Source organism: Zhongshania aquimaris, assembly GCF_019312595.1.
GTDB lineage: Bacteria > Pseudomonadota > Gammaproteobacteria > Pseudomonadales > Spongiibacteraceae > Spongiibacter > Spongiibacter aquimaris.
This window is the reverse complement of sequence record NZ_JAHWDQ010000007.1, coordinates 135,628-155,768: the sequence shown is the minus strand read 5'-3', so window position 1 is coordinate 155,768 and position 20,141 is coordinate 135,628. Positions and strand designations below refer to the sequence as shown.

At 50.0% G+C, this 20,141-nt stretch carries 21 protein-coding genes; 17 read left to right on the top strand and 4 right to left on the bottom strand.

Annotated features, from left to right (window positions below; translation table 11 throughout):
• The first annotated feature begins 139 nt into the window (after nucleotides 1-139).
• The 8 genes from KXJ70_RS18410 (at nucleotide 140) to KXJ70_RS19620 (ending at nucleotide 5,256) form a co-directional block, all read left to right on the top strand.
• Nucleotides 140-823: a hypothetical protein gene (locus KXJ70_RS18410; RefSeq protein ID WP_219045025.1), complete on the top strand. Its 684-nt coding sequence runs from the start codon at nucleotides 140-142 to the stop codon at nucleotides 821-823.
• A gap of 506 nt (nucleotides 824-1,329) precedes the next feature.
• On the top strand, nucleotides 1,330-1,770 hold the full coding sequence (locus KXJ70_RS18405) for a GNAT family N-acetyltransferase (protein WP_219045024.1): 441 nt from the start codon (nucleotides 1,330-1,332) through the stop codon (nucleotides 1,768-1,770).
• A 324-nt stretch (nucleotides 1,771-2,094) separates the two neighbouring features.
• Nucleotides 2,095-2,451: an MmcQ/YjbR family DNA-binding protein gene (locus KXJ70_RS18400; protein ID WP_219045023.1), complete on the top strand. Its 357-nt coding sequence runs from the start codon at nucleotides 2,095-2,097 to the stop codon at nucleotides 2,449-2,451.
• A gap of 130 nt (nucleotides 2,452-2,581) precedes the next feature.
• Nucleotides 2,582-2,989 (top strand): PaaI family thioesterase, encoded by a 408-nt coding sequence (locus tag KXJ70_RS18395; RefSeq protein WP_219045022.1) that lies wholly within the window; start codon nucleotides 2,582-2,584, stop codon nucleotides 2,987-2,989.
• Entirely contained in the window at nucleotides 2,973-3,368 is a 396-nt protein-coding gene (locus KXJ70_RS18390; RefSeq protein WP_219045021.1) for a DUF2834 domain-containing protein, read from the top strand. The genes KXJ70_RS18395 and KXJ70_RS18390 overlap by 17 nt, the downstream gene beginning before the upstream one ends.
• Nucleotides 3,369-3,457: 89 nt before the next feature.
• On the top strand, nucleotides 3,458-3,877 hold the full coding sequence (locus KXJ70_RS18385; protein WP_219045020.1) for a VOC family protein: 420 nt from the start codon (nucleotides 3,458-3,460) through the stop codon (nucleotides 3,875-3,877).
• 117 nt (nucleotides 3,878-3,994) lie between these two features.
• Nucleotides 3,995-4,678 (top strand): DUF899 domain-containing protein, encoded by a 684-nt coding sequence (locus KXJ70_RS18380; RefSeq protein WP_219045019.1) that lies wholly within the window; start codon nucleotides 3,995-3,997, stop codon nucleotides 4,676-4,678.
• Nucleotides 4,679-4,851: 173 nt separating this feature from the next.
• Nucleotides 4,852-5,256, top strand: a complete 405-nt coding sequence (locus KXJ70_RS19620; protein ID WP_219045018.1) for a GNAT family N-acetyltransferase — start codon at nucleotides 4,852-4,854, stop codon at nucleotides 5,254-5,256.
• 57 nt (nucleotides 5,257-5,313) lie between these two features.
• Here KXJ70_RS19620 and KXJ70_RS18370 read toward each other — a convergent pair whose 3' ends face one another.
• On the bottom strand, nucleotides 5,314-5,955 hold the full coding sequence (locus KXJ70_RS18370) for a TetR/AcrR family transcriptional regulator (RefSeq protein ID WP_219045017.1): 642 nt from the start codon (nucleotides 5,953-5,955) through the stop codon (nucleotides 5,314-5,316).
• A gap of 193 nt (nucleotides 5,956-6,148) precedes the next feature.
• Between KXJ70_RS18370 and KXJ70_RS18365 the strand changes: the two genes are divergently transcribed.
• The 9 genes from KXJ70_RS18365 (at nucleotide 6,149) to KXJ70_RS18325 (ending at nucleotide 18,543) form a co-directional block, all read left to right on the top strand.
• A complete protein-coding gene (locus KXJ70_RS18365; RefSeq protein WP_219045016.1) occupies nucleotides 6,149-7,402 on the top strand; it encodes an acetyl-CoA C-acetyltransferase in 1,254 nt (417 codons plus the stop codon).
• Nucleotides 7,403-7,436: 34 nt separating this feature from the next.
• Nucleotides 7,437-8,120, top strand: a complete 684-nt coding sequence (locus KXJ70_RS18360; protein WP_219045015.1) for a TetR/AcrR family transcriptional regulator — start codon at nucleotides 7,437-7,439, stop codon at nucleotides 8,118-8,120.
• A 57-nt stretch (nucleotides 8,121-8,177) separates the two neighbouring features.
• Complete coding sequence (locus tag KXJ70_RS18355; protein WP_219045014.1) at nucleotides 8,178-8,921, top strand: 2-oxo acid dehydrogenase subunit E2; 744 nt, start codon at nucleotides 8,178-8,180, stop codon at nucleotides 8,919-8,921.
• Nucleotides 8,922-9,006: 85 nt separating this feature from the next.
• Nucleotides 9,007-10,134, top strand: coding sequence for a sulfotransferase family protein (locus KXJ70_RS18350; RefSeq protein WP_219045013.1), 1,128 nt, complete (start codon nucleotides 9,007-9,009; stop codon nucleotides 10,132-10,134).
• Between the two features lie 36 nt (nucleotides 10,135-10,170).
• The gene (locus tag KXJ70_RS18345; RefSeq protein WP_219045012.1) at nucleotides 10,171-11,223 is read left to right on the top strand and encodes a DUF7064 domain-containing protein; all 1,053 of its coding nucleotides are present in this window, start codon (nucleotides 10,171-10,173) and stop codon (nucleotides 11,221-11,223) included.
• 14 nt (nucleotides 11,224-11,237) lie between these two features.
• Nucleotides 11,238-12,095: an SDR family NAD(P)-dependent oxidoreductase gene (locus KXJ70_RS18340; RefSeq protein WP_219045011.1), complete on the top strand. Its 858-nt coding sequence runs from the start codon at nucleotides 11,238-11,240 to the stop codon at nucleotides 12,093-12,095.
• Nucleotides 12,096-12,122: 27 nt separating this feature from the next.
• On the top strand, nucleotides 12,123-13,040 hold the full coding sequence (locus KXJ70_RS18335) for an LLM class F420-dependent oxidoreductase (protein ID WP_219045010.1): 918 nt from the start codon (nucleotides 12,123-12,125) through the stop codon (nucleotides 13,038-13,040).
• Nucleotides 13,041-13,057: 17 nt separating this feature from the next.
• Nucleotides 13,058-15,247 carry a molybdopterin-containing oxidoreductase family protein gene (locus tag KXJ70_RS18330; protein WP_369409814.1) on the top strand — a complete coding sequence of 730 codons (2,190 nt, stop codon included), beginning with the start codon at nucleotides 13,058-13,060 and terminating at the stop codon, nucleotides 15,245-15,247.
• A gap of 29 nt (nucleotides 15,248-15,276) precedes the next feature.
• On the top strand, nucleotides 15,277-18,543 hold the full coding sequence (locus KXJ70_RS18325; RefSeq protein ID WP_219045008.1) for an acetyl-CoA carboxylase family protein: 3,267 nt from the start codon (nucleotides 15,277-15,279) through the stop codon (nucleotides 18,541-18,543).
• 147 nt (nucleotides 18,544-18,690) lie between these two features.
• Here the strand turns inward: KXJ70_RS18325 and KXJ70_RS18320 are convergent, their stop codons facing one another.
• The 3 genes from KXJ70_RS18320 to KXJ70_RS18310 are packed head-to-tail and all read right to left on the bottom strand — an operon-like array spanning nucleotide 18,691 to nucleotide 20,106.
• Entirely contained in the window at nucleotides 18,691-19,077 is a 387-nt protein-coding gene (locus KXJ70_RS18320; protein ID WP_219045007.1) for a hypothetical protein, read from the bottom strand.
• 56 nt (nucleotides 19,078-19,133) lie between these two features.
• Nucleotides 19,134-19,907, bottom strand: coding sequence for a type I methionyl aminopeptidase (map, locus tag KXJ70_RS18315; RefSeq protein ID WP_219045006.1), 774 nt, complete (start codon nucleotides 19,905-19,907; stop codon nucleotides 19,134-19,136).
• The gene (locus tag KXJ70_RS18310) at nucleotides 19,900-20,106 is read right to left on the bottom strand and encodes a ParD-like family protein (RefSeq protein WP_219045005.1); all 207 of its coding nucleotides are present in this window, start codon (nucleotides 20,104-20,106) and stop codon (nucleotides 19,900-19,902) included. The genes map and KXJ70_RS18310 overlap by 8 nt, the downstream gene beginning before the upstream one ends.
• Nucleotides 20,107-20,141 lie beyond the last annotated feature (35 nt).

The window sequence follows — 20,141 nt, the reverse complement described above, 5'->3', positions numbered from 1 at the left end:
CTGCTGGAATATGAAAAATAAACGACCTGACGATGAAGAATTCGTATGAAAATTAAATCAACTAAAAATATCTGGCTGGAAGATTACGTGAGCTACAAATACGTTTTCCTACAGCCTCGTTAGCTGTGTAAGGAAATTCATGGAACGAGTAGCATCCAATAGCCTCGAAGAAGCTATTATCAAGCTCCGAAGTACTGAATATCAAATTATGGATCTTGGGAAAGCTGTTTTCTCAGCAGATAGTGGCAACATGTTTCCTGTAGATCTCCTTGCAATCGCTGCGATGAAAAGAACTAGTGGTAACACGGAAGGCTTCATTACATTAATTGAAGCGAAAAATATGGCCGCGGCAAGGTCATTACTTAGAATTCAAATTGATACGTTTTTGCGATTCTCTGCGGCTTGGCTAGTAGAAAAGCCCCACGATTTTGCTACTGATGTAATAGGTGGTAAACAAATTAGAAATTTGAAGGACAGGAACGGGGAAAAAATGAATGATGGTTATTTAGTCGACGTTCTGAGTCCCGAATATCCATGGCTAAAAGACGTATATAAAAATTTATGTGGTTATGTCCATTTTTCTGGTTCTCATTTGTCAAATTCCGTGCAGAATCTTAATGATAATGAAAGAACGGTGACATTTCATATTGGAAAAGAAGATATTCAGTATCCTGAATGGTCTTGGACAGAGGCGGTGGACTGCTTTACTAATGCGGTCAATATATTGTTTTATTACATTGATGGCTGGATTCAAACCAAGAGTGGTGTAGATACAGCTAACAATCAAATTCATCCGGCGCCAAAAAACGGCGCGGCTGATTAGGGCGTTATGGGCCCACACATGTTTGCTAAAGGAACGCGGCACGGAGTGGTAATCTTCACTTTGATGTTGTCTGTATCCTTCTTTGGTAATTTTTTTCGTATAGGTTCGGAGAATTTGGAATTGATTCTCTTGGCTACATTGTTCCTGCCGATGCTTATTGTGGGTTATAGATATAAGTCTGAAATTGGTCGCTCACCGTTGGAGGTCGTTATAGGAGGGGAAAGGGCGCTTTTTTTCTATCCACTAGGCATTGCAATATTTACAGCGTTACTCACCTTGTACGGAGTTTATGGTACCGCAGCGAAGATCAGCATCCTATTTTTGCCAGTATTGTATTTGATTTCAGTTTAGGGTCATTCTTGCGCAATTGGAACAGTCATCTGGACGGGGTCATGGTTCAAGAGATAACCCAAAACAAGCGCAAGCAGGTAGGGACAAACTTCTCAGTGGAACTACAATTTTGCTCCTATTGCGGGTGTTAAGTGCCAAAAGGATTCAAACCTCAGATGATTGAAGTAGTATCAAAAAGAAACTTGGTCGAAGTTCTCCCGCTCATTCGGGCGTACCAAGAGTTTTATAAAGTTTCAGAAATATCTGATGATCGAAATGCAGATTTTTTTGCGCAGTTCGGCGAATCTAGCCCTGCTGGTTGCCAGTTTATCTATAGAGAAGCTGGCAATGTTGTTGGGTTTGCTACGGTTTACTTTTCATATGCAACATCAATTACTGCAAAAGTGGCTATTCTCAATGACTTATACACCTTGCCAAATTGTCGTGGCAAAGGTATTTGTCGGCAGCTAATTGAACATTGTCGAAGCTATGCCGCTAAAAATGGAGCCGCTCGTTTACAGTGGGTCACGGCACCGGACAATGAGCAGGCACAAAAGCTATATGAGTCACTAAATACTGGTAAAAGTACGTGGCACTTCTACACATACAATACCTAAGAAAGCTAGGCGCAATCGTGCAATGCAAAAGACACATTGCACTGGGCAGCCCACGCCGCGCTTCGGTTGCCTGTGTTAGCAGAAAACAAGGTAGAAATGTTGATACAGCCATCTAAACAAAAGGTTAGGGCTGGACAAACAGTCTATACCCCTGGAACGCTGTTAGTCTGCGACATTGAACTCGAATAGCTTCGTCCGGAAGTGCCCATCGTCAAAGGATTGAGAAGCACTACAACGACAGTATCTCCCGCAATCATTTGGAGGTCGGTTTAGGCACCGTTTCAAGCGCCCTTAGCTCAAGTCTTTCACGTATTCGGAGATATTATGGATGTATCTGATGTAAAGCGCTTATGCGTTAATTTTACTGATGCGACATTGTCAGAAAAAGGTGAGCCTTCAAATATTCTTTCTTATAAAGTCCGTGGTAAAAACTTTGCTTACTTTAAAACGAGCGAGCCTGAACGGTGGCGTTTTAGTATTCGGGTATCGCCGGAACGATTTTTGGAGTTAACGGATCAGCCTGGCGTAAAACCAGCAAGATATATGCATCGTTTTCATTGGGTAACAATTGTTAATGTTAGTGCATTCGATTCAGCGTATTTAACTGAGTTGATTGGCTGGTCTTATCGGAAGGCGTGTTCAACATTAAGTAAAAAGGCGCAGCGAGAGTTAAATGTATAACAGGGCGTTCAATACTTGCGGCCTTTACGTTGCTTGGCCTATGCACAGATCGCTAAACTAGCACAACCAATGCCACAGCGGCTATTTGGACACCTCTGTTGTGGGATTATACATCTCTAAGGATAAAAATATGAGCAATGTTCCAGAAGGTTTTGAGCCAATTTTTAGAAGTAGTCCCTATCTGGATTTACTTGGCCCTATCTATAATAAAAAGTCAGAGTCTGGATTAATCATCGGTCTTAGAGCGGAGAAAAAACATTGCAATGCTAGAGATTTGGTTCATGGCGGCGTGTTTAGCAGTCTTGCAGATATTGCCCTTGGATATAATGCAGCCTTCAATGGCAAGGAAGCAGTGCCTATGGTCACCGCAAGCCTAAATGTAGATTATGCAGGTTCCGCAAAGTTAGGTGACTGGATTGAGATTGAGGTCGACGTACAGAAAGTAGGGAGAAATATGGCTTTTGCCAACAGCTACTTCTTTGTAGATTCAAAACGCATAGCAAGAGCGAGTGCGGTATTTAATGTCATTAATGTATAGCAAAGTGCTATTCATTTCATCCAGTGAGACCCATATTATGAGTGATAGAGTGTTCAAGGCTTGTCTCTTTTTAGCCGCCTTACTATTTACAATTATTTTCTGTTTTTTGGTTATTCCTCCGCTGATTGAAAACCCTAATATCATAGCTGCGTTTGCGGCGGGTTTTGTAAATCCATTTGCCGCAGGGTATTCAACTGATGTTTTTTTCTGTTGGTTCGTCCTCGCTATTTGGGTTTGGTTTGAGGCATCTAATCATGCGGTCAAGCATGGCTGGCTTTGCCTAGTGTTAGGCGTTGTTCCTGGTGTGGCGGTGGGTTTTGCACTTTACCTGCTTATACGTCATTCGCAGCTAACGGCTCGCAGCACTGAACATGCGTAACAAACGATGGTAAGTGCTGTGCCTTCATCTCCTTTTACTTGCAGTTCACGGCCCCGCGCGCGGCGTTATCCATTTCGGAGAGAGCGATAATGAGACCTCGAATTTCTGTCATCACCCTTGGTGTAGATGACTTAGCGAGGGCTGTTGGTTTCTATCGGGACGGCTTAGGACTCCCGACGGAAGGGATTGTTGGCGAAGAGTTTGAGTACGGTGCGGTGGCGTTCTTTGAGCTAAGTGCTGGACTCAAGCTAGCACTTTGGCCCAGAGCGAGCCTGGCGCATGATGCCGGTGTAAAGTTGGCAGCTCCGAGTACCACCGAGCTTTCTCTTGGTCACAACGTCATGTCGAAGACAGAGGTTGATGAGGTTTTGGCACAAGCCGAAGCTGCTGGTGCGGTCATACTAAAACCAGCAAATGATACTTTCTGGGGTGGTTACGCAGGATATTTTCAAGACCCCGATGGGCATTTATGGGAAGTAGTCTGGAACCCACAGCTACTACCCGAATAACACGCTAATTTGGCCAAGTGCAGTGGTGGCTAATTGCCGTTTTTGCTTTCGATACAGCGCCGTGATTACCTTCGAGTCCAGTTCGCACTCACATTGAACACATAGGAGAATCAGCTAATGACAACAAAAAAACTGCCGGACGTTGTGTCTTCAGATGAATGGAGAGTAGCGCTGGACCAGCTTCTGATAAAAGAAAAAGAGCTCACTCGCGCTAGGGATGCCTTGAGCGCTGAGCGCAGGAAGTTGCCAATGGTCAAGGTGGCTAAGCAATATACCTTAGAGGGAGAACACGGCGAAACGGCCTTAATCGATTTGTTTGAAGGGCGTCGCCAGCTCATTGTGTATCATTTTATGTTTGCCCCCGATTGGGATGCGGGCTGTGGCGGTTGCTCCTGGGTTCTAGATGCCATGACTCATCCGGCGCATTTGCATGCCCGCGATACCTCCTTGGTTTTGGTGTCACGTGCGCCCAGGGAAAAGCTCGAGCAGTACCGGTCGCGGATGGGGTGGACTACTAGTCTGCCATGGTATTCGTCATATGATAGCGACTTCAATTTCGACTTTGGCGCAACAACAGATAAAGGCGAGAGGCACGGTGTTAGTGTTTTTATTCGCGACGGCAATGATATCTATCGAAGCTATTATAGTGGTGCGCGTGGCGTGGAATATCTCGGCAGCCTCTGGACTTACTTAGATTTGACCCCGTTTGGTCGTCAAGAGACTTGGGAAGATTCCCCCGAAGGCTGGCCGCAGACTGAACCGTATGCATGGATTCGTCGTCATGACGAGTACGACGGCTGAAACGCGTGTATTGGCGGCGTTCTATAGCCATCATAATTTAAGGAGTAGTGATTTTGCGGGAAGAGCTTAGAATTAAGATGGTCTAATTCCCAGTATCAAAGCGTATTTAAAAAATTGTGCTGGGGTGGCGGTGCTCGGCACCCCAAGTCAAAATCGTATATTTCAAGGATGTTATGATCTACGAACACGGAAATTATCGAATAAGTGACGATCGCGGCTCAATTCAAATTGATCAAGTTGAGTCACTTTTAAGGTCATCGTATTGGGCTGGCGAAAGAAGCTTGGAGACCATAAATGTATCCATTGCGAATAGTGTTTGCTTTTCCCTCTTTTGCGGGGGCACCCAAGTAGGCTTTGCGCGAGTAGTGACTGATTTTGCTTCGCTTGCGTATATCGCGGATCTAATTATCCATCCTGATCACCGCGCTCTGGGTATAGGAAAGTGGATGTTCGGGGTTGTAGTCAACGATCCACGCTGGTGTTCCAAGTTTCAATTTCTCGTTACGGATGACGCTCATGGCTTGTATGAGAAATTCGGCTTTTCAGCCAGTAGTAAGCTAATGAGTACAAAAATATAGCGGGGTGATGCGCAATCGAGAAATTCTGAGCGCGCCCGCTTAACTAATAAATAAAAATCAACTATTCGGGCCGATATCGGGGCTGCGATTATGCTTGATGGCGTCGTCCATTAAGTCGAAAAGCCATGTAATTAAATGCACGGTGCGATCGCCATCAAAGCCCCAGACTTGGGTAAGTCGTTCTTGAAGCTGGGGTTGCCAGAGAATATCTAGCAGCGCTGCGGCATTTTCTTGGCGATGGGTTTCCCAATCGGGGGTCGCGCGAACAACGGCGTCGAGCAAGGCATTGGTTCGATAGCGGTCGATGTCGTCCATGAGGGGGTCAGACGCTGAGGTACTTGCCACCGAAAATGACTGCAGGTAGCGAAGTAGGGTGCCGACTGTGCGGCCAAAGTCGCTGAGTTCCAAACGTTCGATATTGATATTGGATTCTTCAACGAGGCGCTGCAAGACCGCTGTGCGCAGGCTGCGCTCGTTGGCAAAGTGGCGGTGTACGGTGCGCTCGCTTACCCCTGCATGTTTACCAACGACCTCGGCATTGAGATTTCGCCAGTCCCAGCTCGGCATACTGTGAACTAGCTCAGATCCTGCATCTATAATTTTCTCTCTGGTTGCCTCGCGCTGCTTTTCTCGCAGCGGGCTGTGGTATTTGCGCTTATTGGCGGGGCCGGCAGCACCTGCTTTTTTTTCTTCTGGCATGTCGCAATATCTTGAGTGGCGTGTGGCGCGAATGGTAGCAGATCACCGCCGTTACCGTCACTTTTAGGTGGCTAATTACTCGCGGGTAAAGTCCTTAATTAAACAACAGTGTCGAACAATTGAAATTTTCGCGTTATACTCGGAAATAGTTTAGATCCAGATAACACTAGAAGAAAAATTATTGGAGTTTGCAATGTCTGAAGCCTTCATTATTGATGCAGTTCGAACCCCGCGTGGCGGTGGTAAGCCAGGCAAGGGTGCCTTGTCAGGTATGCACCCCCAGCATTTAGCCGCGACAGTCCTTAAGGCTCTACAAGAGCGGAATGATTTTAAAACCGCCGACGTTGACGATGTGATTTGGGGTACGAGCGCGCAGAAAGGTATGCAGGGCGGGGATATGGGGCGGATGGCCGCACTCGACGCTGGTTACGATGTGCGCGCCAGTGGCGTTACCCTCGATCGCTTTTGCGGTAGTGGTATAACAGCGGCTAACTTCGCGGCAGGTCAATTGAAGGCAGGGTTTGAAGACCTCATTATTGCCGGTGGCACCGAGATGATGTCTCTGATTACCACCATCAGCCAGCAGGAGCGAGAGGCCGGACTGAAGTCCTTAATGATGGGCTCGGGCAATCAGCGCCTGCAATTAAAGCTGCCACAATCTCACCAAGGTGTTTGCGCCGATGCTATCGCCTCTATGGAAGGAATTAGTCGCTTGGATCTGGACGCCTTTTCTTTGGAGAGCCAGCGCCGCGCAGCCGCCGCTATTGCGGGAGGCTACTTTAAAAATTCTATCGTACCGGTTGTCGATGACAGCGGTAAATTGATTCTGGGTCACGACGAGCATCCGCGACCCAATACCACCGCCGCTGACTTGGCCGGATTAGAGCCGAGCTTTGGGAAATTAGCGGGCTTCCCCATCAACGAGCAGGGCGATACCTTCCGCTCGCTAATTAATAAGCGCTATCCAGACTTAGATATTCAGCACTTCCATCATGCCGGTAGTTCTTCAGGTGTGGTTGACGGCGCCGCGGCCTTGCTAATGGCCTCTAGTCGCTATGTTGCCAAAAGCGGTCTCAAGCCCCGTGCACGGATCATCGCGGCAGCAAATATCGGTGACGACCCAACCTTAATGCTCAATGCACCGGTGCCCGCGGCTAAAAAAGTGTTGGCGCAAGCAGGTTTGACCGTCAAGGATATCGACCTGTGGGAAGTAAATGAGGCGTTTGCGGTTGTTGTTGAAAAATTCATCCGCGATCTGCAGATCGATCGCGACAAGATTAATGTGAACGGCGGTGCAATCGCGCTGGGTCATCCCATCGGCGCCACCGGCGCCGTATTGATTGGCACCGTGCTTGATGAACTTGAGCGCCGCGGTTTAAAGCGCGCGTTAGTGACAATGTGTGCGGCGGGGGGTATGGCGCCTGCAGTGATTATCGAGCGGGTTTAAGTCTTGGATAAAACGTTGTGATGAGGTAACGGATTTGGCCACTGACGAGATAAAGCGGAAAACAGGTAAGGGTACTCGCGATCCACAGAAAACCCGTGAAGCCATTATGGAAGTGACTGGTAAGTTGCTCGCACGCGACGGGCCAGAGGGCTTAAGTGTGTCGCAGGTTGCCCAGTTGGCCGGAGTTAACCGAGGCACGGCCTACCATCACTTTCCCACCCGCGAACAGTTGATAGATGAGACCATCGCCTGGGTCAGCAATACGCTCCGCCTTGAAGTATTTGGCGATGAGCCTGAAGACGGTTCGCTGGAACCACGCAACAAACCGCGAGAAATAATTGAGAAGCTGGCGAGTTTTGCGATGGAGAACCCTGAGTTAGGTCGTGTTTGGCTACGCGAGCTATTGAGCAACAGCCAGCCCGCTTCCGATCCATTTTGGAATATGTACAAAGGGCATGTCGACCGGTTCGTTGAATCGGAGTTTTCGCAGCCAGGCATTGACTCAGAAGTGCACGCCATTACTTTAATTGTGACGGTCTTTTTATGGCCGGTGTGGGCGAGGGCGCATACCCAAAGCGCAGCCGGACGCAAGCGTATGGCGTCGCGGTTCACCGACGAAATGCTGCGTTTAAGCCTTCATGGCACCTTGAACAAAGAGAAGTTTCAGGCCTTGGATGTGTCAAGCGATTCCGTGCCTGATGCGGTGATAGACGAATAATTAAGCGGCCGAGCCTTTAAATCGCCGCCGTGTTTTAGCAAAATTTTGGAGCGATATATGACACAAAATCAAGCCAGCATGATGCCGTGGCCGGAAGAAGATTTTTCGGTTTATGGTCCTGTCGAGGAGCGGGCAGTAGGTCGGGTTCAGCAGTTTGTCGGCAAGGCAATGTCGAGAAATTGGTCAATGATTCCCCATGTGACCCATCACGACGAGGCCGATATCAGCGGCTTTGAGGCTCGCCGTAAAGCGTTTAATCAAGCCAATCCGGATAAAAAGCGCACGCTCTTACCAGCCTTAATCAAAGCCGCAGTGGCGACTCTGCAGCAATACCCGCAGTTTAATTGTTCTATCAATGCCGACGGTAGCAAGCTGTTTCAAAAGCAGTATTACCACATAGGTATTGCGGTTGACGTGCCAAGCGGCTTGTTGGTGCCGGTGATTCGCGATTGCGATAAGAAAAGTATCGATGAGATCGCCACCGAAGTAGCTGCGATATCTGAGAAGGCGCGTACTAAAGGGCTGTCTATGGCAGAGATGTCTGGCGGCTGCTTTACCTTAAGTTCCTTGGGGCATATAGGCGGTACGGCATTCACCCCTATTATCAATGCACCAGAAGTGGCGATTATGGGGATTACCCGCGCACAAAGCCGTTTTATTCCCGATGCAAATGGCGCCCCTGTTCTTAGTTTACAGCTACCGCTGTCATTAAGTTATGACCACCGTGTTATTAACGGTGCCGATGCGGCGCGGTTTGTAAAATCAATGGCAGATTTTCTGCAGGGTTTTGAGTTTTCCTAGCGTTTGCTCCTAAACCGATTGTCTTAAACTGCAGTCCAGCTGTCGCAATAAAAATAACTAAATTTCTTCAGGGCGACGACTCTGTATGGAAAACGTAAAAGCACTATTGGATGTTGCTAGAAATGAAACCGGCTTACGTCATTTTGGCCCGGATTCATTTCGAGAAGGTCTAGAGATTTTGCTTGCTGCCCTTGGTCGGCAGGCAAAGTTAAATGCCCTGGGCGATAAAATTATTCGCGATCGCATCGTATTGCACTTAAAACAGCGCTTACAGATCGAGCAATACTATCAGCGCCATCCAGAGATAGATGAGATTGTAGTTAGGGCGCCATTGTTTGGCTTGAGCTTGCCTCGCACCGGCTCAACCGTCCTTTCCTTTTTGTTAGAGCAAGACCCCCATTCCCGTTCACTGTATCGCCAAGAAGCCGCCGAACCTGCGGCCAATGTGGCAGTGCAATGTGGTGGCGCCGGGCAGGGCCAATCGGAAGAAGACTTTCGCCGCGAGACGGGGCTCAAGACCCACGTGCCCTCGGGTGTCAATGCGCCAGCCGAATGTCAGGATTTAATGGCCCTTGATTTCAAGTCGCATATTTTTCAGGCTTTTGCGCAAATTCCCAGCTACTCACAGTGGCTGTTAGATGCAGATTTATCTTCTACTTACTCCTATCAGCGCCGTGTTTTGAAACTATTGCAGTGGCAGCAACCGTCGAAATCGTGGCGTCTAAAATGCCCCACTCATCTTTTGTTTTTGAATGATCTCAATTCGGTATTTCCAGATGCGCGATTTGTGATGACTCACCGCGCCCCTGCAGATGTCATGGCCTCGGTGGTGTCTGTGTATGTCGATATTGCCAGTAAATTTAGCGATGCGGTGGACGTTGCTTATATGCGCGATCTCAATATCGCGCATTGGTCAGCCGGTATGGCCCGCACGCTTGAATTTAGAGACGCTGGAAATCACGGACGTTTCTACGACATCGATTTTAGCGCTATGCACAAAGATCCCATTGCTGAGATTCGCGGTTTATACCAATGGCTGGCTGAGCCAGTGACGCCAGAATTTGAAACTGCGATGGCGGCGTGGTGGGAAAACAATGCCAGTCATCGGGAGCCGAGTCAGACCTTGCCTGCGGAGGTATTGCAAATAGACCCAGCACGTTTGCAAGAACACTTTGGTGATTATTCTCGGCGCTTTGTTCAGCAGGCTGTTTAGCATCTTATTCGATATTCCAATGGTGGGGAGGGCAATATGGATTTAAGCGGTGGTATGGGGAGTGATCGAGAGTATTTTTTTGATAGCTGCCCCGCGCAAGAAGGAATGCGTGACGCCATTAATATGTGGGTGTCTGACGACCGGGGTGTAATAGGTTTACCGCGTTTCGCGATTGAAGCCGTCGCGCCGGATTACGACACGCATATGCTGTCGCTAAATATCGCGTTTCCCGATGGGCGAGTTTATATCGTGCGTGATTACGGTGTAGCGCACAAAACTACTGACGAGCAGGGTAAAGCGTCAATTTTGGGTGCTGGTCCGCTGCGTTTTCAATGTGTCTCGCCGTTTAAAGAGTGGCATGTTTCGTTTAAGGGCAAGGCCGAGCCGATGACGACAGCGGCGCAAATGCACGGCGCCTTGCCACACGAGCGCCTTAGCGAAGAAGCTGACGAAGGGCTACTGGTTGATGTGTCTTTTGATCTTGAAGCGACGATGGCTGTACCACCTTGGATTCAGGGCACCATGTCTAGTGCCGCTGCCGATATATTAAACGGGCAGGAGGGCAGTTTCATGGGTGGAGATCGCTTTGAGCAGTTATTCCGCGTTGTCGGCCGTGTTCAAATTGATACAGAGCTTCATGAGTTTTTTGGCAGTGGCCTGCGTATTCGTCGCCAAGGAGTGCGCAATGTGCAGGATTTTTGGGGTCACTGTTGGCAGTCAGCTTTATTTCCCAGTGGCCGAGCCTTTGGCTATAACGCCTACCCGCCCAGAGAAGATGGCAAGCCAACGTATAACGAGGGGTTTATCTATTTAGGTCATGGTGAACTCATACCGGCTCGGGTGATAAAAGCGCCCTGGCTATCAAAGCTGAGTCCTAATGGCGATGACGTGAGCTGTGTGCTGGAAACCGCCAATGGTGAAGTGCATATCCACGGCGAAACCTTTGTTTCTACCTTTGCAATGGGGCGTCCGAATATGCCGCCTAACTTTCCGGTATTACAGCAAACCGGAGTGCGCTACCGCTGGGACGGCGAAGAGAGCTACGGCATGATGGAGCGCTCATCTCGTAAAGATAAAGTCAGTTACTGATTAGGGTGTCGACGATGAATAAATATCAGCCTGACATTAACCTTACTGATCAAGTTGCAATTGTCACGGGGGGCGGCGCAGGTATCGGCAGGGCCATCGCCTTATCGTTGGCGTCAGTTGGGGCCAATATTGTTATTGCAGATCGCATTCCTGAGCGCGGTGCAGAAGTCGTTCAACGGGTTACCGAAATGGGGCGGGAGGCGCTGGCACTGACCACCGATATGTCGGATTCGAGTCAGGTTGAAAACATGGTGGCAGCGGCCATGGCCCATTTTGGGCGCATCGATATGTTGGTGAATAACGTCGGCGGTGTGCGTCCCAAACCATTTGCTGAGCAGTCGGAATCGTCCTGGCGTCGCCTTATCGATCTCAATTTCGTCAGTATGTTGGCGGCGACGTCAGCGGTCATTCCGCACCTCATTGCCGGTGGCCGAGGTGGATCTATTTTAAATATCAGCAGTATCGAGGCCTCTCGCGCCGCGCCCCAATTTGCGGTTTATGCCGCCTGTAAAGCCGCCATGCTTAATTTCACTCGCACTATGGCGCTTGAACTTGCTGATCATCATATTCGCGTCAATGCGATTGCGCCGGATTATACGGTGACGCCAGGCTTGCGAGGCAATATTAGCGGTCCTGTTGATCCCGCAATCTGGATTCAACCAAGTGAGCTGGACGAACAGGCAACGGCTAAACGTATTCCCCTAGGTCGATCCGGCTTAGACAGTGAGTGTGGGCAAGCAGCGGTGTATTTGTGTTCCGGCATGAGTAGTTATGTGACCGGCACCGTGCTGCCGGTGGATGGCGGAACCTGGGCCTCAGCAGGTTGGCTGAGAAACAATGATGGTAAATGGACCTTAAATGGTGGTCGCTGAGCACAGTGACATGCCCATGGAGATAGTATGAGAATAAATGCGACATTGCCCTTTGATCGCAGCGATGCGCCCGGTGAATTTTTGCATATGGCGGCACTTACTAAGGTTGCGCAAACATTGGAGCAGGCAGGGTTTAGCGGTGCCAATGTAACAGATCATCCCTGCCCGCCAGCGCGCTGGTTAGATAGTGGTGGGCACGACGCTCAAGATCCGTTTGTGACCCTTAGTTTAGTGGCGGCCGTGACCACTCGCCTGCGTTTGCAAACCGGTATTTTGGTACTGCCCTACAGGAATCCATTTATTACCGCCCGTGCGGCGGCGAGCTTGGATGTGTTTTCTGGAGGAAGGCTATCACTCGGGTTAGGGGCGGGATACTTAAAGGGCGAGTTCTTTGTATTAGGTGCTGATTTTGATTCGCGCAATGATGTGATGGATGAATATCTAAAGGCGATGAAAGCGGCTTGGACGGGGGAGAATTTTAGTTTTGCGGGCGCAACATACAATGCCCGTGACTGCCGAATGCAGCCGCAGCCGATTCAGCGTCCCCATCCACCGTTATTAGTGGGTGGTAACTCTCGCCGAGCCATTCGGCGCGCGGCGGAATTGGGTGATGGCTGGTATCCCTTTTTTACTCCAGCGGAATTATCGACAACTGCGCGCACGGCATCAATGGCCGGTAGCGAGGAGCTGATTGCGGGCATTGACTATATGAAGGAGCACTGCGAAAAAATTGGCCGAACAGAGATGCCAGAAGTGTTTCTCGGCAGTATTCGCCGTCCCGGCGAAGAGTGGAATGCGCAGGCAATTCTCGACAAATTAATGGCTTACCGCGAGCTGGGCGTCGCCGGTGCAGTAACTCATATCGAAGGGGAAAGCTGCGAGCAGTGGTGTGACAATGCGCGCTGGTTTGGCACCGAAGTGCTGGCCAAACTCGATACCAATTAGCAGTATAAACTGGAGTAATGATGCGGAACACCGTCAAATCTTTTTGCCGAAATTGCAGTGCACTTTGCTCCATGAATTTGGAAGTAGAGAATAATAAAATTATTGCAGTGACAGCCGATGGTTCGGTTTCACCCTATGGGGCTTATATGTGCGCCAAGGGGCGCGCCAGTGTCGATTTTCACAATGGTGAAGGGCGCATATTAAATAGCCTTAAGCGCGATGAAGTAGGTGACTTACAACCGATTGATGTTGAAGACGCCTTGGATGAAATTGCAGCAAAACTGTCGGCGCTAATCGCGCAATATGGGCCTCGCTCCATCGCCTTATATCATGGCACCGGCGCCTATCGCAGCGTGTTGGGCTCGCAATTAGAAAAGTCCTTTTTATCCGCTATAGGGACGCCTAATTTATTTTCGACAATGACTATTGATCAATCTGCCAAGTGGGTAACGATGGGGCGAATGGGGGTGATGGCGTCGGGCAAACCAGCCTTCGCCGATGTTGATCTGGCGGTAATCGTAGGTAATAACCCGGTGGTGACGCATCAGACTTACCCCTTTAGTGCCGGGGAAAGTGGTGCGCCGGCGAAATCCTATCTCGACGCCAAAAAGCGCGGCTTCAAAATGATTGTTATCGATCCGCGAAAAACCGAAACGGCGCGCCTTGCTGATTTAGTTATCCAGCCGCTACCGGGGCAGGATGCGGCAGTGTTTGCCGCGATAGCGCATATTCTGTTGCGCGACGGGACTTACAATAAAGCGTTCTGTTCGCAGTTTGTGAGTCAACTTGATGAGTTGCGCATTGCGGTGGAGGGTTTTACTCCTGAGCTTGCTGCTCGTCGCGCAGATGTGCCGGTGGCGCAAATTGAGCTGGCGGCAAAATGGATTGCTGAGGCGAAGCGTCCCTTCGTTGGCAGCGGCACGGGTCCGTCGATGTCGCTGCATTCAAATTTGAATGATCACATGATCGAAGTGGTCAATGCGCTGGTGGGAGGCTATCGCCGCGCTGGCGATAAAGTCCGTAATCCGGGCACATTAAATCCTCGAAAATTTGTGGAGATGGCGGTGGCGCCAAGCCGCAGCTGGGAGCGCGGTGTGAAATGCCATAGCACCGACATTGGCCAACTTTTTGGTGAATTTCCGACTGCCTTGTTGCCCCAAGAAATAATGACGAAAGGGCCAGATAAAATTCGTGCCCTTATTGTGTTCGGTGGTGACCCCGTGATGGCCTTGGGTGATCCAACGCTAGCGCTGCCGGCTTTTGAAGACTTGGATTTATTGGTGTCGCTTGACGCCAGAGTGAATGAAACGGGCAAGCTCAGTCACTATGTGATTGCCAGCTCGCAGCCCTTTGAGCGTCACGAAATTAGCATTCCCGGCGAGAGTTTATATCCTGAAGCCTTTGCCCAGTATGCGCTACCTGCAGTGACAAAGCCCGCAGGTGTGATAGATGACTGGCAGTTTTTTTGGGCCTTGGCGGCGCGAATGGAGTTGCAATTAACACTGAAATATTGGAGTTATGGGCTTCGCTTTGACGATATTGAAGACGGCTTAGAACTCACTATGGATAAAGCGCCAGAGCCATCGGAAATGATTCGGTTTTTGTGCCGTAAGAGCCGAGTGCCGTTTGAGGTGCTGCGCGATAATCCTTCTGGCGTGCGGCCCGATTTAACAGAGCAGTTTGTTGAGTCGGCGATGGTGGACAACGGCGCACGATTACAACTTTGCCCCAGCGATGTCGCGACAGAATTAGCGTCACTTTTAACTGAAGAAGAAACACCCCAAAACCAATTTCCCTTTTATCTAACGTCGCGCCGTATTTTAGAGGCGATGAATAGCGCATTTCGCGATTCGGCGCGGACACGGAAAAAATATCCCGTTAATTGGGCCTATATGAACCCCGATGATATGGCGCAGCTGGTTGTGTTGCCAGAAACTGCAATTGAGGTCACTTCTGAGTTCGGCTGCATTCGCGCGCTGGTCAAAGCTGATCCAGGTCTGCGTCGCGGTGTAGTTTCCATGACCCATATGTTCGGGTTGTTGAATGCCAAAACAAAACCCTTAAGTCAGGCGGGGAGTTATACCGGTCAGTTAACGTCTCTGCAAAAGTATCTCGAACCAATCAATTTTATGCCGCGCTTTTCTGGCGTGCCGGTGGCGGTTTCTGTTGATGAAATCGCCGATGAGATTAATGATCAGCGCCATTGAAATTACCCGTTTACACTGCGGAATGCCTTATGTTCAGTTCAATATCTGTATTTAAAAAGTTGCTTATCGCCAACCGTGGCGAGGTTGCGGTAAGGATTGCACGCTCAGCACAGGATATCGGTTTAGCCTGCGTTGCGGTTTACAGTGAGGATGATGAGCACTCTGGCCACTTGCGTTACGCAGACAGTGTTCATCCTTTGCGAGGTAGCGGTGCGGCGGCCTATCTAGATACAGACCAGCTTATTAGCGCGGCACAGGAGAGGGGTTGTGATGCGGTTCATCCCGGCTACGGCTTCCTGAGTGAAAACGCCGAGTTTGCCAGACGCTGCCAGCAAGCCGGTTTGGTTTTTATTGGCCCTAGCCCAGAAAATATCGCCTTGTTTGGCGATAAAACCCGCGCCATAGACTTAGCGGTGCAGTGCGGCGTGGCGGTGAATAAAAGCACGACGGGGGCACTTACCCTGGACCAAGCGAAATCGTTTTTTGTGTCGCTGGGCGCTGGCGAGGCGATGATCATCAAAGCCCGTGCCGGTGGTGGTGGCAAAGGTATGCGCGTAGTCTCTCATCTCGATGAGTTGGCGCAGGCATTTGCCCACTGCCAGTCTGAAGCCATAAAAGCCTTTGCCAGCGACGCGCTTTATGCGGAGCGTTTGATTCGTCGAGCCAGACATATCGAAGTACAAATTATTGGCGATGGACAGGAAGTTAGTCATTTATGGGAGCGTGAGTGCACCCTGCAACGTCAGCATCAGAAGCTTGTTGAGATAGCCCCCAGTCCGAGTTTAAGTGAGGAACAACGCAACACCGTTATTCACAGCGCGATGTTAATGGCGCAAAAGGCGGGCTACTCAAATATCGGCACTTTTGAGTTTTTGATCGATCTTGATCGTGAAGGTCAGCCGGATGAAATTCTTTTCTTAGAGGTGAATCCCCGTTTGCAGGTTGAGCATACGGTAACGGAAGAAGTTCTTGGGTTAGATCTGCTGCATATTCAATTGGCGCTAGCTGCTGGCGCTAAACTGGCGGAGCTAAATTTAAATCAGGATAGTATCCCAGCACCGCGTGGCTGTGCAGTTCAGCTTAGAATTAATATGGAGACTATGGATGAGCAGGGCAGAGCATTGCCGAGTGGAGGTTTTCTAGAGCGGTTTGTTGCGCCGACGGGGCCGGGGATTAGAGTCGATACCTTTGCCTATAGCGGCTATCGCACCGTGGCCAGCTTTGATTCGCTGCTGGCGAAGTTAATTGTCAGTTCGCCGGGTGGGGATTACTCAGCGCTGTTGAAGCGGGCTGGTCGAGCGTTGAAGGAGTTTGACATAGAGGGGGTGTCGACCAATATTGCATTTCTCAATAAATTGCTCAGTCATCCCGCAGTGCTTGCCAATACTATTTCTACACGTTTCGTCGAAGAGTATATAAGCGATTTGTATGTTGCTGTAGATAAACAGGATAAATTACAGCAAGCGCTTTATGACGACGATGTCGTGGCGCTAGTTGCGCCGTTGTACGGCGTCGTGTCGGCTCTCAATATTGCCGTTGGGGATTATGTTCAGCAGGGCGCGGAGTTGCTGTGTATTGAGGCAATGAAGTTGGAACACGTTATTCATGCGCCCAGCAACGGCTTTGTTCAGGACGTGTTTTGCCGTGTGGGTGATTCTCTGCAAGAGGGCGATGTTATCGTTGTTTTGCAACACGCAGACGACAAGTCTGTGCAGGCAAATGCAAATACTGAAATGGATTTAGCGTTGATCCGTGAAGATCTGCAATTGCTGCGTGAGCGACATGCTGAAACTCTGGACGAACAGCGACCCACTGCCGTGGCGCGTCGGCGTAGCAGAGGGCAGCGCACTGCGCGGGAAAATATCGCCGACTTGTGCGATGACGGCAGCTTTATAGAATACGGTCAGCTCACGGTGGCGTATTTGCACGCGCGTAAGAGCGATGAGGAGTTGCGAGCGACGACGCCTGCCGATGGCTTTGTGATGGGCATCGCCACGGTGAACGCCGATTTGTTTGGTGAGCAAGCTGCGCAAGTGGCAGTGGGCAGCTACGACGCGACCGTGATGGCGGGAACGCAGGGTCATAAAAATCATCAGAAAACTGATCGCCTATTTGATTTAGCCAAAGACCATAAAATTCCCTTGCTGTTGTTTGCCGAAGGGGGCGGCGGTCGCCCGCGAGAAGATCCCGTTACTATCGCTGCACTGCAGAACGAAAACTTTCGCAAACTCGCGGAATTAAGCGGATTAGTGCCGGTGGTGGGTGTGGTTTCCGGGCGCTGTTTTGCGGGAAACGCCGCCTTGCTGGGAATGGCAGACGTCATCATCGCCACCGAAAATAGCAATATCGGTATGGCTGGCCCCGCGTTGATTGAGGCCGGTGGGCTCGGCGTATTCAGCCCTGAGCAAGTCGGACCGATTGCAGTACAGCACGACAACGGCGTAGTGGATATTCGCGTTAAAGACGAGGCCGAAGCGGTCGCGACGAGTAAAAAATACCTCGGCTACTTTCAGGGTAATATTGAAACGTGGCGAGCGACAGATGCCCGCCGCCTGCGTCATATCATCCCCGAGAATCGTCTTCGCGCCTACGACGTGCGCGACGTGATCAATGAGCTGGCCGACATCGACTCAGTGCTTGAACTGCGCAGTGCCTTTGGCAAGGCTTATGTGACGGCTCTCGCTAGGATTGAGGGGCGGGCAGTTGGGGTTATCGCCAACAACCCTAAATTTAACTCCGGGGCAATTGATTCTGATAGTGCCGATAAAGCGTCACGCTTTATGCGGTTGTGCGATGCTCATGGATTGGCGATTCTGAGTTTGATTGATACCCCTGGCATTATGGTCGGGCCAGAGGCCGAGCAGACCGCCTTGGTTCGGCATTCAGCTCGTATGTTTGTTACAGCGGCCTCTTTGCAGGTTCCCATCTTTGCCATTGTGTTGCGTAAAGCCTACGGCTTGGGCGCGATGGCCGCAGCCGGTGGACATTTTCGGGCGCCGTTTTTTACCATCGCCTGGCCGACCGGTGAACTTGGCGGTATGGGCCTGGAGGGCGGCGTTCGCCTTGCGTATAAAAATGAATTGGCGGCCATAGAAGATGAGAATGAGCGCCAGGCATTCTTTGAAGAGCGGGTCGCTTCTCGCTATCGCAAAGGCAAGGCCAGTTACATCGCCAGCTATTTCGAGTTAGATGCGGTGATTGATCCGGCGGATTCCCGGCAGTGGATTGTGCGCGGCTTAATGGCGGCGGCGGAGTCGCTTAAGACGAGGTCTAGGCGCTTTATTGATAGCTGGTAATTTTGATATTGGGTAAGCCATGCGTTTGAGTGGTGTAAGCTTTTATAAACACTCAACAACGACTTAAGCAGCAACGCGGTTCTGGCCTTTGAATTACGCCAACAACCAATTGCTAGTTCCTTCGCCGGTTCAACTTCGTGTAGTGCGTCACTTCCTTCTAATCTCGCCTGCGATTCCAAGCCCAGCTAATGCAGCCACAACTAACCACGCGTAGGGGGCGGGGGTGCCCCAAAGAACCTCGTTTCCAAAAAGTGCCAGCGCTATTCCTAAACACGCGAAGCCGATGCTCATGGCGGTTGCGAATACGGCTACAGCCAAGTTGCCAGGACGCAAAGCAGCATAGAGAAACATAGATGCCATTACCGCCACCGAAACCGACCCTACATGCCACGAGAAGTGATGTAGCCAGACAATCTCTGCTGCGATATCCGCCTCGTTGAGCGGTGGAAGCACCATTGGTGCACCGAGCAGCTCGTGAGCGATGAGTCCCAAAGCAGAACAAAAAGCAGCCGCGCAAAAAAACCATTTAGCCAAGATAGCTTCCTTTTTTGTGGTAGAAAAAATTCCAATAGTTCCCGCCGCTACCCAGTTTAAATACGCTCTTCGCCTCTAAGCGTCAGTACCTCGTATCCATCTGAGGTCACGGCGACGGTATGCTCCCACTGAGCAGATAGCTTCTTATCGCTGGTGACAACGGTCCAGCCATCCTTCTTCAATTTAACTTTAGCCTTACCCTGGTTGATCATCGGCTCTATCGTAAATACCATCCCTTCCTGTAGCGCTAAACCTTTGCCGGGCTGGCCATAGTGCAGCACCTGTGGCTCCTCATGCATTTCTCGGCCAATCCCATGTCCACAATACTCGCGAACAATTGAATAGCCATTTTTCTGGGCATGGCGCTGAATGGCATGACCAATATCACCAAGAGTGGCGCCAGGTTTTACACTCTTGATCCCTTGCCACATTGCCTCATAGGTTTTATCGACCAAACTTCTGGCGGCTGGAGTCACGTTACCAATCATGTACATCTTGCTGGAATCAGCGATAAACCCTCCCTGTTCCAAGGTGATATCAACATTGATAATGTCACCGGATTTGAGTTTCTGAGTGCTTGAAGGAACGCCATGGCATACAACGTGGTTTACCGAGCTATTCAAAGCATACTGATACCCATACTGACCTTTACTTGCTGGACGAGCACACAGCTGATCAGTGATGTACTTTTCGGCGAGATTGTTGATATCCATCGTTGAGACACCGATCTCGATAACGCCATCTAGGTAATCAAACACCCTTGCCAGAAGCCGACCGGACTCCCGCATTACATTCAATTCTTCAGTACTTTTGAGGTTTACGCTAGCCACCGACAGCCTTCCTAATGTCTACTTCGGCGAGCTTCATTTGGTCGCGCATGATGTCGGAAAAAGACATGCTAGGGTTCGCCTCGGCAAGCATGCCAATCTTTATCCAATACTCCGCCTGAGCATTGATAGAGCGCACCATGACTGAACTAGCCTTGCGAATTTCTCCATGCAGTTCGTCGTTAATCTTAACAATTCCCATTGCAAACTCTCGATATACGATTTGTATACAGATCG

Excerpts from the sequence above, each read along its gene's own strand:
- KXJ70_RS18370 (WP_219045017.1), bottom strand. The coding sequence starts at position 5,955 with ATGCCAGAAGAAAAAAAAGCAGGTGCTGCCGGCCCCGCCAATAAGCGC.
- KXJ70_RS18380 (WP_219045019.1), top strand. The coding sequence starts at position 3,995 with ATGACAACAAAAAAACTGCCGGACGTTGTGTCTTCAGATGAATGGAGA.
- KXJ70_RS18310 (WP_219045005.1), bottom strand. The coding sequence starts at position 20,106 with ATGGGAATTGTTAAGATTAACGACGAACTGCATGGAGAAATTCGCAAG.
- KXJ70_RS19620 (WP_219045018.1), top strand. The coding sequence starts at position 4,852 with ATGATCTACGAACACGGAAATTATCGAATAAGTGACGATCGCGGCTCA.
- KXJ70_RS18325 (WP_219045008.1), top strand. The coding sequence starts at position 15,277 with ATGTTCAGTTCAATATCTGTATTTAAAAAGTTGCTTATCGCCAACCGT.
- KXJ70_RS18400 (WP_219045023.1), top strand. The coding sequence starts at position 2,095 with ATGGATGTATCTGATGTAAAGCGCTTATGCGTTAATTTTACTGATGCG.
- KXJ70_RS18345 (WP_219045012.1), top strand. The coding sequence starts at position 10,171 with ATGGATTTAAGCGGTGGTATGGGGAGTGATCGAGAGTATTTTTTTGAT.
- KXJ70_RS18395 (WP_219045022.1), top strand. The coding sequence starts at position 2,582 with ATGAGCAATGTTCCAGAAGGTTTTGAGCCAATTTTTAGAAGTAGTCCC.
- KXJ70_RS18405 (WP_219045024.1), top strand. The coding sequence starts at position 1,330 with ATGATTGAAGTAGTATCAAAAAGAAACTTGGTCGAAGTTCTCCCGCTC.
- KXJ70_RS18340 (WP_219045011.1), top strand. The coding sequence starts at position 11,238 with ATGAATAAATATCAGCCTGACATTAACCTTACTGATCAAGTTGCAATT.
- KXJ70_RS18350 (WP_219045013.1), top strand. The coding sequence starts at position 9,007 with ATGGAAAACGTAAAAGCACTATTGGATGTTGCTAGAAATGAAACCGGC.
- KXJ70_RS18365 (WP_219045016.1), top strand. The coding sequence starts at position 6,149 with ATGTCTGAAGCCTTCATTATTGATGCAGTTCGAACCCCGCGTGGCGGT.
- KXJ70_RS18390 (WP_219045021.1), top strand. The coding sequence starts at position 2,973 with ATGTCATTAATGTATAGCAAAGTGCTATTCATTTCATCCAGTGAGACC.
- KXJ70_RS18335 (WP_219045010.1), top strand. The coding sequence starts at position 12,123 with ATGAGAATAAATGCGACATTGCCCTTTGATCGCAGCGATGCGCCCGGT.
- KXJ70_RS18410 (WP_219045025.1), top strand. The coding sequence starts at position 140 with ATGGAACGAGTAGCATCCAATAGCCTCGAAGAAGCTATTATCAAGCTC.
- KXJ70_RS18330 (WP_369409814.1), top strand. The coding sequence starts at position 13,058 with ATGATGCGGAACACCGTCAAATCTTTTTGCCGAAATTGCAGTGCACTT.
- KXJ70_RS18385 (WP_219045020.1), top strand. The coding sequence starts at position 3,458 with ATGAGACCTCGAATTTCTGTCATCACCCTTGGTGTAGATGACTTAGCG.
- KXJ70_RS18355 (WP_219045014.1), top strand. The coding sequence starts at position 8,178 with ATGACACAAAATCAAGCCAGCATGATGCCGTGGCCGGAAGAAGATTTT.